The sequence below is a fragment of the Proteus sp. Marseille-Q3619 genome, assembly GCF_965283115.1.
In genome coordinates, this window is record NZ_CBDIMP010000001.1 from 1,515,258 (window position 1) to 1,528,894 (window position 13,637).

Below are 13,637 nucleotides of genomic sequence, written 5' to 3' on the forward strand. Positions count from 1 at the left end.
GTTATTGTCATAAGGACACTAACTGGAGATATCCTATGTTTAACTTAAATTATTTCAAAGCAGACTCATCAACATTCATTATTAAATCGGTAAACGGCAAAATTCGCCAGCAAGGTAAAGGATTGAGTTTTTGGTATAACTCAGCCACAACCTCTATTGCCGCACTACCTTTAAACGCCCAAGAAGCGCCGTTTATTTTCAACTTCCAAACCTCGGACTTTCAGGGCTTACGCATTCAAGGACAAATTTCATTTCAGGTCAAAACACCTGAAAAAGCCGCAGAAGTGCTCAATTTTAACTTGAGCAAAAACGGCAAATCTTATGCATCAGAAGATCCACTAAAACTCAGTGATCGTGTTGTGCGTATTGCACAAACCTTAATCCAAGCAAAGATCCAAAGTACACCACTTAGAGAAGCGTTATTACTCAGCCAATCATTAGTTACTTTGGTGATGGAACAATTAATTGAACACCCATCATTAGATGCATTAGGTATTGCGATTTTAGATGTCTCTATTGCGGCAATCACTCCATCACCAGAAACCTTAAAAGCACTCGAAGCCGAAGCAAGAGAATCCTTACTGAAAGAAGCCGACGATGCCATTTATGCTCGTCGTAAATTCTCGGTAGAACAAGAACGCACCATTAAAGAGGCTGAATTGGAAACCGACTTATCTGTTCAACGTAAACGACAAGAAATTGAAGAAGCACGTTTAGAAAACGAACGCACATTATTACGAGAACAGGCGGAGATTGAAAAAGAGCGCCTTGAAGCCAAAGTAAATGCAGAAGCAAAACGCAAAGAACTGGTCGCGTTAAGTGCTGAAAATCAGCGAACACAATCAGAAGCTGATGCTTATGCTATTGAAGCGACCATGCGTGCTTATCGTGAACTGCCAGTTGAAAACCTAAAAGCCATGGCACTAGCAAAAATGGACTCTCAGCAATTAATGGCAATGGCATTTGAAACCTTAGCGCTGAATTCAGGGAAAATTGGTGAGTTAAATATCACCCCTGATTTATTTAGCCAATTCATGAAAAAAGGCAATAAATAATGGATCGTAACGAAGATTTTCGCTTTGTGCTGGTGATGAGAAAAAGCCGCTTACAGGAATTAATTGAGCGTTTTAATACGTGGTCACAAGCCAAATTCTATTTAGAACATAACAATGTTGAGGTAACGGATTACCTCAACGAACACAACTTATATCAAAAACAGTTAACACAAGCAGAGCTGGTTTTAAAATCATTGGGACGTTTTCAGCTATTAGAAAGAAACTTATTACCTAGCTATCAATTCTCACCCCACGATATTGTGGTGGTGATTGGTCAAGATGGGCTGGTCGCCAATACACTGAAATACCTTAATGGGCAGCCTATTATTGCCATTAATCCCGATCCTTCAAGGTGGGATGGCAAATTACTTCCTTTTGAAATAGGTGAATTAAAAGAGACGGTGATTAATACCATTAATCAGAAAATGCCGTTTAAATCCGTGACTTTTGCACAAGCGACAACCAATGATGGCCAATCACTGTTAGCCGTTAATGATCTATTTATTGGCCCCAAAAGCCACACGTCTGCACGCTATATTTTACAATGGAGTGGTGCTCAAGAAGCACAATCTTCATCAGGAATTATTGTGTCTACGGGACTTGGCTCGACAGGTTGGTTTCAATCTATTCTCGCTGGCGCGATGGCAATCACAGGAGAAGCATCACATCCCCTGTTACAAGGATTTAGCTGGGGTGACAAAAAGCTGCAATTTAGTGTGAGAGAACCTTTTCCAAGTCGAACAACAGGCGTAGCTCTAACCTTTGGAACAATTGAGCCTGATTCACCTTTACAATTAGAATCTTTAATGCCTGAAAATGGGATTATTTTTTCTGATGGCATCGAAGATGACTATTTACAGTTTAATGCAGGCTGTATAGCACATATTGGTATCGCGGACATACAAGGCCAACTGATTAGCCCTAAAGGGCGTCAGCGTATTTAGGCTTGATGAGGGTGAATAAATAACAATAAAGACATGACAAAAACAGAATAAATCTATTAATTATCAATTAATTAAATCGCCACCAACTTCACATTGTGTATTATTAAACACAGTAATAAAGTCAGCATTGGCACACTGATTATTTAAACTCAATTTCACCATCTCTTGATATGACGGAGAAAACCGAAGTGAAGAAGCGTGTTCTAGTGATTTATCGCCAAAAAAAGAAGAAAAAAGTTGAAGATCAGGGCAAGCATCCATGCTCACCTGATCTTCGATTGCCGTTATTAACATCCGTTGTTCTAACGTCATATTGTCTCGATGCCATCCTTGAGCAATCCAACCCAAACTAAACGCCATGAGTGCAATCCATGCATATAACGCTTGTGTGTTGAACATGACCTAGCTCCTTAGTCATTCGAGACAAAACTTATTTCATCGACTTTTATTATAAAGATCAGCTTTTAACACTTTTCACTTGAACGCTATGCGAAATCCTTTCACACTCAGTCCTCAACTATTGAAAAGTATTTTTACTCACTTCCTTGTTAACTTGTAATAGACATCCTTGTCTATTGCTTTCTACTCACACTGAAAAACAACAGAAAAATAAATAATAAATTCAATGTGTTGCTCATCTCCGTATGATTTAACGTGAAGCCATTATCTACAAACTTTGTATTTTAGGCTAGTAAGTTTGTTCGGTTAACATCGGTTATGTGTGTTTATCCGACAATAACCGAACTAACCCACCCATTTAAAACAAATTTATTTGTTTTTGGCGCCTTTAAATCGCTTCAAAACAATTATTTACATCAAAAAACAATAATAAGACTGGTTATAATACAAATTTAAGCTAATATAGAAAGCATGATAGAACTGATAACAAAGAGAAAAATAACATGCGTGTCCTAACTATTTATTGTCCTGAATGTGGCGAAAAAGCGCTTATAAAGAAAAGTAATCGTAAACACAAAGAGCTGTCTGATCTCTATTGTGCTTGTCGTGATCCCGAATGCGGACATACCTTTGTTTTAAACCTCACGTTTAGTCACACTCTTATGCCAAGTGCAAAAAACAAAGATACGTTGTTATTAGATGTGATTAAAAATCTTTCTCCAGAGCAACGAGAGAAAGCACTTACTCTTTTGCAAGGCATGTAATCATCTCGAACAGACACTCTTTTTTTCATTTATTTTTATGATCTTGCTCCCATTCTGACAGGTTATTTGACTAACCTATTCTTATAGAAAGATAAATGATGTAGATTCATTTTTAAGCTAAATAAAAATAATTCTTATGTTTTAAATAAAACAAACGTCGCCTATTGATGCCGTGTTTACCAATCCTTTAATAAATAATGTGTCAGCCCCCAAACCAGAAACCTCATTTCTGGTTTGAAGACTAAACACAAATTTCAAATGGAGCATTTAAGATGAAAAAGCTGATTAATCGAGTTGATGATGTGTTATCTGAACAACTACAAGGCTTTGCAAAAGCCCATCCTGAAATCAAACTTCATCCCTCCTCTTTTTATGTCACGCGAAAAGATGCTCCAGTAAAAGGTAAAGTTGCTCTATTGTCTGGCGGTGGTAGCGGACATGAACCCATGCATGCAGGTTTTGTCGGTAAAGGAATGCTTGATGGTGCATGTCCTGGTGAAATATTTACGTCACCAACACCTGATAAAATGTATGACTGTGCCAAAGAGATTGATAGCGGTGAAGGCGTTTTAATGATCGTGAAAAACTACACCGGTGATGTGCTTAACTTTGAAACAGCGACAGAACTGCTTCATGACGATGGTGTAAAAATCGCAACTGTATTAGTTGATGACGACGTGGCAGTGAAAGATAGCTTATATACCGCAGGACGCCGTGGTGTTGCCAATACCGTTTTAATAGAAAAACTACTGGGTGCGGCAGCAGAAAGAGGAGACTCTCTTGATAAACTGGTTAAATTAGGTCATCACATTAATAACAATGGTTTTTCTATCGGCATTGCCTTAGAAGCTTGTACCGTTCCAGCCGCAGGAAAACCTTCTTTTACTTTACCTGAAAATGAAATGGAGTTTGGTGTCGGTATTCACGGTGAACCAGGTATTGACCGTCGTAAATTTTCCTCTCTCAATGATACTGTTGATGCCATGTTTAATACCTTGATTGAGAATGGTCACTATCAACGAGTGATACGCAATTGGGATCGTGAAAGCGGCACTTGGATCGAGGAAAATCAGGAAAAACAACCTTTAAAATCTGGCGATCGCGTCATTGTTTTAGTTAATAACCTTGGTGCCACACCACAATCTGAACTTTATGGTGCTTATAACCGTTTAACTCAATGCTGTGAAAAATTTGGCTTAACCATCGAACGTTCTTTAATTGGTTCTTATTGTACTTCGCTCGATATGTCAGGGATCTCAATTACGTTATTAAAAGTTGATAACGAGTTACTTACCTTATGGGATGCCCCTGTGAATACACCTGCGATGGTGAAATAAGTCTTTAATAACAAGAAAAGGAACACAAAATGGCTTTAACTCACGCTCAAATTATTCTTTGGTTACAACAATGTGCACTACTGTTTGAAAAAAATAGTGATTATTTAACGGATTTAGATCGTGAAATTGGTGATGCTGACCACGGTTTAAATATGAACCGTGGCTTTAGAAAAGTGCAGGAAAAACTACCTGAGTTTGCAGGACAAGATATTGGCACTATCCTCAAAACTACGGGCATGACATTGCTCTCAAATATTGGCGGTGCAAGTGGTCCTTTATTTGGTACCTTCTTTATTCGTGCAGCCAAACCTACAGCTTCATTGCAAAACCTAGAACTAAATCAACTTGTTGAAATGGTAACAGAAGGTGTAGAAGGCATTGTAAGCCGAGGAAAAGCAGAGCCAAATGACAAAACCATGTGTGATGTTTGGTGGCCTGTGGTTGAGTCATTAAAACACGCTAATGAACAAAACCTTTCTATCAAAGAAGCCCTCTCTCAAGCACAAGTTGCCGCTGAAAAAGCCGCTGAAAACACCATTGCGATGCAAGCTCGAAAAGGACGAGCAAGTTACTTAGGTGAGCGCAGTATCGGACATAAAGATCCTGGCAGTGCTTCTGTGGTACTGATGATACAAGCTCTTGCTAATAGTATTAATGCATAACTGACCAAGCAACCAATACAAGCAACCAATAAAGGTCTACCATGATAAATATTGTTATTGTTTCTCATAGTAAACATCTCGCTGATGGTGTGGCAGAACTTGCCAGTCAGATGCTTAATCCGACTCATTGCCAACTTGCGGTTGCCGCAGGTATCAACGATGAAGAACATGCGATTGGTACTGATGCCGTTAAAATTATGACGGCGATAGAATCACTTTCACAAGCACAATCTATTGTTGTGATGATGGATTTAGGCAGTGCAATCTTAAGTGCAGAAACTGCGATTGAGTTACTTGATCCCGAGCTAGCTGAGAAAGTCACTCTCTGCTCTGCGCCTTTAGTTGAAGGTACACTTGCAGCAGTTGTAGCAGCATCTTCTGGGGCATCACTAGAAAAAGTGATTGAAGAAGCTTCAAATTCTTTATATCCAAAGAAAATCCAACTTGGTGAAAATTTCGTTCAACCTAAAAATGATATTAATGCCCCTGTCAAAATTCACGGTAAAGAGGCAAGTTGGGTAGTTCGTAATCCTCATGGTTTACACGTAAGACCGGCGGCAACGTTAGTTGAGGTGCTTTCTACTTTTCAAGCTGATTATCAATTAGTTAAGGGGGATAGACGTATTAATCCTCTCAGTTTAAATCAGCTTTCATTAATACAAATTCGCCAAGGCGATGAGATAACGCTAATTGCCTCTGGTGAACAAGAAAATGAGGCGATTGCGGCTTTTCTTGAACTTGCCCGAAATGGCTTTGGTGAAGAGCTACCTTCTGATTCTAATACCATAACATTAAACGGTATTTTAGCCCCTGTATCTCAAATTAAAGCACCCGCTTTTGTTTGGCATGAAATAGAGCTCTCACCCGTCGAAAACTTATCAGAACCGATTGATATTGATGCTCAAATTGGCAAACTTAATTTTGCAATAAAGAGTACGCTAAAAGCACTAAAACAGAGTGCCAATAAAGCTAGCCAAAAATTAGGTGAGCATATTGGTGCTATTTTTAACGGTCATATCATGATGTTAGATGATGATGAGTTAATAACAAGCGTGATAGATCGCATCAAAGCAGAGAAGATCAGTGCCCAGCAAAGTTGGTCGGATGAAATGCAAGAAAGAACACAGATGTATTGCGCACTTACCGATCCCTATTTACGCGCGCGTGAACTCGATCTTCGTGATCTACGTAATCAAGTGCTTTACCATTTACAAGATAAAACTCGCCCAAGCTTTACCCCTTCACAACCCGCTATTTTGGTCGCAAAAGAGCTTTTTCCTTCCACATTAATTCAATTAGTTGATAGTCAATTAGTCGGTATTGCTTTAGCAAAAGGTGATAGTCGCTCTCACAGCGCCATTATCGCGGCTGAAATGCGCTTACCGATGTTAGTCAATTTAGGTTCCGCACTATTAAAAGTCACTGAATCCCAAAAGTTAAAATTAGATACCAATAAGGGCGAATTAGTTATTGAACCGATAATGTTATAAACCGCTTTTCAAATTAGACACATAAAAAAACCCGCACAATAATGTGCGGGTAAGTCAACGAAAAACGCTATCAAATCTAGGTCATTATTGACTCTTATAATTTTATTAAGGTATTGATAATACCAATGTCGTAGTACCACTAAAGTTACCTAATGAAGGAGTGCCATTAGTTTGAAGTTTTGACTTCACTCTTACATAGGTGTATTCATTCATTATTGCGTTAACTTGTGTACCAATTGATGCAGGTGAACCATTTAACGTTAAAAAAGAACGGATGCTACCATCTGGTTTTAAGTTTAAAAAATGATCTTCCATCGAACTGGTAATTTTTACTGGCATAGTTTCATTACAAGTGAGCGCAAATTGTTCTTCCGCCTCATTACCATCAACTTGTGTCACATCAAGTACACCATGTGAAATAGTAAGATTATTAGAAACAAATGCACATTTACCTTCAGGCGGTGGAGCAATACCACATACGCCACCAGGTACCATTCTTCCGCTTCCTCCCGTTGCACTACTCGTCATAAAAAAAGCAATACATTCATCAACAGTAACAGATCCAGCATGAGTACTATAATTCACATAAGGGAAAGTCAACCCACATTGATTAACAGCCACATCGCGTATTTCAGCCATAGAGCTTAAATGTTGTAAATCTACATCACACCGCCATCTCGCTCGATGCTCAGTACCCGTTCCTCCCTTATTAGGTTTTGAGTGGAAGTGGTTTAATTGAATATAACACCGACCACTCAAACCTAAACTTTTACAAGGGTTTGGCGTAAATCCCATTTCCGTCCAATATTCCAACACATAGTCATAACGAATATTACCTTTAATTTCTGGAGAAGGACCTGATTTAGTAATATAAGTAAAATAACCTGCTTGTACACTAAATAGAGAAAAACTGCATAGTACAATTAATAACTTTAAAATTTGCTGTATTTTTTTCATTATCTTTTACTCATATTTCAAAGAAAACACGGCAGTAGCAGAAAAATGCCCCGGCTTAATTGATTTATCTGCGATCGCTTTTGCTGTCGCTTGCAAATAAGCAATAAAATTAAGCTCAAAAATGCCATTATTAGGAATATTATATAAGCTGGTGTAATCACCTAATTTGATAGGGACACCTTCTTTAGTCGTAATTTGTATTCCTAAATCAGGATTATTAGCGTTATCGTCTAATGCTAATAATCCGGCAAGTTCATTATGAGTTGCCCCTTCAAATTTGATTTTCACTTGCTTGGCAATAGAGATATCGCACTCTGATAAAGTAATTTTGAAATCCTTTTTCTCGAATTCAAAATAACTTTTATAAATATCATCCAAGCGAATTTCATCAAATACCACATCAACCTGAGAGTGTTCAGGTAGAACTTTGCAAGGTGCGATAATTAATGAACCAAAGATATTAAGATTTTCAGCCGCAAAGACAGAAGATGAAAACAATAAACAACCACCAATAATACAACCAGATAACATTGATTTATTCATTATTGGTACTCCACAAACAAGGTGCCACCCGCGGTAAAATTACCTGGTACCAGTTCACTATTTTCTTTTTTCACCAATACTGCCCAAATTTTTTCAGGGTTATTTAAATTAACCGAATACTTTTTATTTAAATCAATAATGGAATCACCCATCATAAATTTTACGGTTAATTCATTAATATTGGTTCTCAGCCCATTAGGATCGAAGCTACTTTTATTACCATCAATTGATAAATACATATTCCAGTTATTTAAATTTTCTTCACAGGTAATTTGGTAATTAATTTCTCTTTTTTGGTCATAGCCTTTAATTGTTTTTATCGCCACAGGACCAAAATTCACCTCAATCATATTACCGTCATTCACTTTGCAAGGTGGTGGCGTTAATAAATTACCTTTAATCAGCACTTGTGTCTCATTATCTTTCGCTAGACTAGGTGAAGATGATATTGAAAATAAAAATAACATCGTGAGGAATGGATAATAACGCATACTGTTTATTCCTCCGTTAGTTGTAATAAACCTGCATAGTTGCAGTCGCCGTAAAGGAGCCAGTTGGTAGCGCGGCGCCACTTTTTTTCACAAGTACAGCATAAAGCTCAGGTCGAGTTTGATAGTTAAACTTAAACGGCTCTGTCATATAAACATTGGTGTCAGCGGTTTTAAATAACACTCCTAAATCTGTCACGCTTGTTTTTAAATAACGCGTATCAAACCCAGCGCCGTCACCAGTAAATTTCAGTGACATACTTGGGTCACCTGTTGTTTTACAATCCAAGGTGTAATCCATTTTTTGTTTATAATTTTCGTTTTCTATTCTTGTGGTCATCACATCATTAAAGTTCACTTCAATAGGTTTACCATCGTTAATCTTGCAAGGGCGTGACTCCACACTCCCACTCACAGTCACTCTTAAAAAGCCAGAAACAGCCCATACAGAAGGAGCGAGAAAACTCATACAAAGAAAAAGTATTACACCTCGGAATATAAGCATAATATTACGCCTTCTTATCTTTGATATTTGCTGAACAAATATCTCCACGACATTGGAATGTTAAGTCAACCAGCCCACCAAAATCATTGAGATATTCAAGGGTAGGTGTCGCACCTAAATCACCCACTTTTGTTCCCAGTGAACGTTGACCAAAAGGTTCAATCATCACCGCTTCAAAGTCTTTTACTTCCGTATTGTTCTTTCTGACTTTGGTAATGGTTAAGTAATAAGGCGACGGATTTTTCACATTGTAATGGTCACTTTGTTTTTCAATCACAATGTCTTTTTCCATTGGATTAGCCTCTAAACGGCTTGGTGCAACAATGCTTTTTGGTCGATAAAACACTTTAATTTTTGTCTGTAATGCAATCTGTAAAACATTAGGAGAATCACTACGAGGTGGAATTTCACGAACATTAAGGTAATAAATACTTTCTCTGTCTGTGGGCAACATATTTGTTGCTGGTAATGCCTGTATTTTAATTTGGCTTTTGCTACCGGCTTCAATACGCTGAACTGGCGGTGTTACCACAAAAGGAGAATTGATTTTTTCATCTTTACTATTCTCAAGCCAAGACTGTGCTAAATAAGGTTTAGATTCATTTTCATTTTCTAAAACCATACTGACTGAGCGCTCACCTTCATTATATAAAACACGAGTTCTATCTAATGCGATAGCGGAATAAGCGGATTGAGAAAAAAGGCAAAGTGTAACGATAGCGCCAAATGTTTTTGTATTGATATATTTCATTTCATTCACCGTTGACTTAAATTTAATTACTTACAAGGAAGCAACAACATGTTGCTTAAATTATTTTCTAGCACTTGAGGTAATTGGAATTGGCAAGTTTCGCCATTCCAAGCAAGATCTAATGTTTCACCTGCTTTTACACCTGATAAATAAACAAAACCGTCATCCGAAATAATGCCGACTTCTAATTTATCTTTGTTATAAACACTGGCGCCAAAAGGAGGATGTTTCTTATCAGCCATAGTGATCACCGCTAAGACTTTCTCACCTTCAATCACGTTAAATTTACGGTAACCGATCGCCCCTTCTGTCAAGGTAGCGTATTGCGATGATTGAACAGCATCAGCATTTTCAGGAAGATTATTGATATCAATCGTAATATGGCTACGAGAATAGTTTTGCACACCCATTAAAACGGCTTTACCGTGACGGTTAGTTTCAATTGGTGTTAAACCTGTTTTAATCGGAATATCTTCAACATTATTGGTATCAACCAATATGCGTGAATTTCCCATTGAAGTGACTCGGTGGAATGCTCCCCCTTCTGGGGTTAGCGTTATCCCCCCCATTAATTGCATCGATAAAGCGCTTTGATTATTTTGGGTATAAGTTCCACTTGTCGTCAGTTTTGCTAAATTACCGTCGTAATTATAGAAACCTGACAGATTCACTTTATCGCTATCCCACGTACCCGCAGATAAGTTATAGGTACTTCTTTCATTCAGTCGCTCATAATAGTTAACAGAATTACTCGTATTATGGCGATTAAATGATCCCGAATAACTAATATTGGCGTCATTACGCTCTAGCGGTACACCTAATGACACATAAACCCCTTCGTCATTATTATGGCTAGATTCCACTTTATACGCGGATAAGTTAATGGATAGATTTTTAAAATTAGCCCAATCAAAATAACTAGAAACCGTAAAACTGTAGTTATCAGTTGAAGGTCGATTCCAATAGGTTTGGCGAGAATAGTTTAAATACGTATTGATATTGTAATCAGGGAAAGCTGTACCAAAGATGGCGGTATAAAGCTCTTTACCACTGTCAATATGAAGCCCACGATAACGACCATCTAAAAATTGAGTCATACTTAAATAGTCTCGTTGAGAGAAGCGATAACCCGCAAACGTGATCTGGCTATTTATTTGATCAAATTGTTTTGAATAGGTAACGTTATAAGAAGTACCAGATAGTGTCTTATCATCAAAATTACTGCCCATCTCAGCACGCGAAGCCGAAATATTAAAAGAAAGCACCCCAAATGGCGCTAAGTCTTGCCCTAGACCTAAAGCAATATTTTGATATTCAGTTGAGGCTAATAATCCGCCATAAATCGTGGTGTTATTCGCTGCCCCCCATGAAAAGGAGCCTAATGAAAATGCAGGACCTTCAGTGTCATGTTCATTTTTAGTTGGCTTACCCATCACCAACTTATATAAAAACTGGCCAGGTCTTGTCAGTGTACCTAAACGCGAGGTTTCTACTTTAAATGTTTGAACAGAACCATCTTGTTCTTCAATAGAAACATCTAAGGTACCGCCCCCAAATGTGTTGACGTCTTGAATTCGAAACGGCCCTGGACTTACTTCATTTTGATAAACAATACGGCCATCTTGACGCACAATAACCGTGGCGTTAGTTCTTGCAACTCCCGCAATTTCAGGTGCATAGCCCTGTAAACGAGGAGGGATCATCGCGTTATCACTTTCTAATGAAGCCCCTAAATAGCGAAAACTATCAAAAAGTTCTGATGATAAATATTGTTCACCTAACGTTAATTTAGCGCCTAAAGATCGAATAGCTCGGAAAATATAAAGCTGGTTCCAACGCCATGATTTATCGTTGCTATTTAAATTACCGCCAGAGGCTTGCCAATCTGAACGAAAACGCCAAGCGCCCATATTAATGCCCATTACACCACTAATATTGGTTCCCGTTTCGGTCCTTTTATCGTTGTTTTCATATCGAATAAGGCGATTACTCATATTGTAATCAAGAAAGGATCCCGCAATACCATCATCCCAACGTGATGGAGGATCCCAACTCGGATCTTGATATTCCATAAAGGCTTGAGGAATGCTGATATTTAAAATACCAGTGTAAAGATCACCCACGGCATTCATATTTGGCACGGAGCGGAAATCAAGACACTGGGTATTATTTGTTGTTAACCAAGTGACTTTTTTTTCCCATTCAGATTTTAAACCTAAAATGGGATAAACCTCTGGGGTGATACAAGGAATAGATAATTCTGCGTTGTAATCTGGGGCAAAAAATAAAATAGGCTCTTCGTTTCTTACTCTTTGTTTATTAACGTCGGTCGCCAGTAAATGAGTGCCCGGCTGAATATAATTTGCGTAAGAAAATTTAGTAAAATCGGTATTTTCAATACCCTTATCAGTTAAAAAGTCGGTATTGAAATCTACTGCTTCTTCTGCAAAAACAGGCAACGAAAAAGGAACAAAGAATAAAAGCATTACTTTTGTGATCTTATTTATTTTCATGCTTTTCATTTTGCTATGCCATCCTCAGCATTATTAACAGAAGATAATATTGATGAGATGCATGGCGCCTAAGCGCCACACATCTTATAAAAAAACAACAATTATTCGTAAATAACTTTGAAGTTAGCTACTGTGTCGAAAGAACCCGTTGTTGCTTTCTTATCAACAGCTTCATTACCTTTCACGTAAGCTGAGAACTGCAATGTTGTGAGAGAGCCGTCACCATTATTTAAAGCGTGACCTGCTACTGGGAAACCTTGACCAAAAGTAATTGGATTATTACCACGGTCAGTGATAACGATACCTGCATTTTGTACTTTGCCACCTAAGCCCAGTAATTCGCCAGTATAACCGTCAAAACCACTTACAGTTGCACCAGTGAATGATACTTTTGCAGTTTTATAAGTTTCAGTTGAGCAGTTTTTCAGAATAATATCGAAGTTTTCGCTATCTGAACGGAATTTATTGCTAGTCAGTTCATGCAATGCGATTTCACCAAACTTAACAGTTTGATCTAAACTTTTATCATCGATTGAACAAGGAACATCATTGATAAAGCCAGTAAAACGCACTTTACCTTCACGGCTTTCCGCTGGATCTGCTGCAAAGCTAGGAGCAGCAACAACTAAAGATAACGCAACACCTAAAGCTAATTTAGTAAATTTCATAAAATTTCCTTTATATACAATAAAGATAGTGATATTTCTTGGCTTCTGACTAAATAAGCGATAAATAATAAATACATCGCCCTTCTACAATTTAAACTTCTTTAAACTTCACAGATCCATATAAAACCAAGATAGGGGATATCCTACGAATGCGTCCTTTATGCATTCATATTCAAATTAATTCACGGAATAAGTTAACCGTATTAACTTTTTTAAACGTCGTTTTTAAATATTTTAGAAATTAAGTTCCTTAATTAATAAAAACATCTTAATTTGATATATAAATAAGTAATAAATTTTAATCAGAAAGTAAGAGTAAAAAATTAAAGAAAAGAAACGATTTAAATAATATTTCTTTACTTGTTTTGCAATAAAATACTCTCAAAAGGCGTAAATTAAGTCAAAAATCAAAAAATGATATTATTAGTATAATTCGAGGATAATTATCAAATGAAACAATTCTTTAAATGACCAATTAAAGTATCTTAAACTAAAATCACATATAGATTAGATATTATTACTTAATAAAAAATAAAGTCGCCATCATTAACACTTACAATA

General features: G+C 37.4%; 14 protein-coding genes. 6 read left to right on the forward strand and 8 right to left on the reverse strand.

Annotated elements, in window-relative coordinates; genetic code table 11:
* The first annotated feature begins 35 nt into the window (after nucleotides 1-35).
* On the forward strand, nucleotides 36-1,055 hold the full coding sequence (locus ACWPWK_RS06915; RefSeq protein WP_109372993.1) for an SPFH domain-containing protein: 1,020 nt from the start codon (nucleotides 36-38) through the stop codon (nucleotides 1,053-1,055).
* Nucleotides 1,055-1,999 (forward strand): diacylglycerol kinase catalytic domain-containing protein, encoded by a 945-nt coding sequence (locus ACWPWK_RS06920; RefSeq protein ID WP_109372992.1) that lies wholly within the window; start codon nucleotides 1,055-1,057, stop codon nucleotides 1,997-1,999. The genes ACWPWK_RS06915 and ACWPWK_RS06920 overlap by 1 nt, the downstream gene beginning before the upstream one ends.
* A gap of 63 nt (nucleotides 2,000-2,062) precedes the next feature.
* On the opposite strand, the gene ACWPWK_RS06925 is transcribed toward ACWPWK_RS06920, so the two are convergent.
* The gene (locus ACWPWK_RS06925) at nucleotides 2,063-2,398 is read right to left on the reverse strand and encodes a hypothetical protein (RefSeq protein WP_109372991.1); all 336 of its coding nucleotides are present in this window, start codon (nucleotides 2,396-2,398) and stop codon (nucleotides 2,063-2,065) included.
* Between the two features lie 503 nt (nucleotides 2,399-2,901).
* Here ACWPWK_RS06925 and ACWPWK_RS06930 point away from each other — a divergent pair.
* From ACWPWK_RS06930 to dhaM, 4 genes are all read left to right on the forward strand, one after another.
* On the forward strand, nucleotides 2,902-3,162 hold the full coding sequence (locus tag ACWPWK_RS06930; protein WP_109372990.1) for an ogr/Delta-like zinc finger family protein: 261 nt from the start codon (nucleotides 2,902-2,904) through the stop codon (nucleotides 3,160-3,162).
* 272 nt (nucleotides 3,163-3,434) lie between these two features.
* Nucleotides 3,435-4,499 (forward strand): dihydroxyacetone kinase subunit DhaK, encoded by a 1,065-nt coding sequence (gene dhaK, locus ACWPWK_RS06935; protein WP_109372989.1) that lies wholly within the window; start codon nucleotides 3,435-3,437, stop codon nucleotides 4,497-4,499.
* Between the two features lie 29 nt (nucleotides 4,500-4,528).
* Entirely contained in the window at nucleotides 4,529-5,161 is a 633-nt protein-coding gene (gene dhaL, locus ACWPWK_RS06940) for a dihydroxyacetone kinase subunit DhaL (protein WP_109372988.1), read from the forward strand.
* Between the two features lie 41 nt (nucleotides 5,162-5,202).
* Nucleotides 5,203-6,651 (forward strand): dihydroxyacetone kinase phosphoryl donor subunit DhaM, encoded by a 1,449-nt coding sequence (gene dhaM / locus ACWPWK_RS06945; protein ID WP_109372987.1) that lies wholly within the window; start codon nucleotides 5,203-5,205, stop codon nucleotides 6,649-6,651.
* Between the two features lie 105 nt (nucleotides 6,652-6,756).
* On the opposite strand, the gene ACWPWK_RS06950 is transcribed toward dhaM, so the two are convergent.
* The 7 genes from ACWPWK_RS06950 to ACWPWK_RS06980 form a co-directional block, all read right to left on the reverse strand.
* Complete coding sequence (locus ACWPWK_RS06950) at nucleotides 6,757-7,608, reverse strand: MrpH family fimbial adhesin (protein ID WP_109372986.1); 852 nt, start codon at nucleotides 7,606-7,608, stop codon at nucleotides 6,757-6,759.
* A 6-nt stretch (nucleotides 7,609-7,614) separates the two neighbouring features.
* Complete coding sequence (locus ACWPWK_RS06955; RefSeq protein WP_109372985.1) at nucleotides 7,615-8,151, reverse strand: fimbrial protein; 537 nt, start codon at nucleotides 8,149-8,151, stop codon at nucleotides 7,615-7,617.
* Nucleotides 8,151-8,642, reverse strand: a complete 492-nt coding sequence (locus ACWPWK_RS06960) for a fimbrial protein (protein WP_109372984.1) — start codon at nucleotides 8,640-8,642, stop codon at nucleotides 8,151-8,153. The genes ACWPWK_RS06955 and ACWPWK_RS06960 overlap by 1 nt, the downstream gene beginning before the upstream one ends.
* Before the next feature lie 16 nt (nucleotides 8,643-8,658).
* Nucleotides 8,659-9,144 carry a fimbrial protein gene (locus ACWPWK_RS06965; RefSeq protein WP_109372983.1) on the reverse strand — a complete coding sequence of 162 codons (486 nt, stop codon included), beginning with the start codon at nucleotides 9,142-9,144 and terminating at the stop codon, nucleotides 8,659-8,661.
* 4 nt (nucleotides 9,145-9,148) lie between these two features.
* A complete protein-coding gene (locus tag ACWPWK_RS06970; RefSeq protein ID WP_109372982.1) occupies nucleotides 9,149-9,895 on the reverse strand; it encodes a fimbrial biogenesis chaperone in 747 nt (248 codons plus the stop codon).
* 26 nt (nucleotides 9,896-9,921) lie between these two features.
* Complete coding sequence (locus tag ACWPWK_RS06975; RefSeq protein WP_109372981.1) at nucleotides 9,922-12,417, reverse strand: fimbria/pilus outer membrane usher protein; 2,496 nt, start codon at nucleotides 12,415-12,417, stop codon at nucleotides 9,922-9,924.
* Nucleotides 12,418-12,509: 92 nt separating this feature from the next.
* Nucleotides 12,510-13,076 carry a fimbrial protein gene (locus ACWPWK_RS06980; protein ID WP_109372980.1) on the reverse strand — a complete coding sequence of 189 codons (567 nt, stop codon included), beginning with the start codon at nucleotides 13,074-13,076 and terminating at the stop codon, nucleotides 12,510-12,512.
* Between the last annotated feature and the right edge of the window lie 561 nt (nucleotides 13,077-13,637).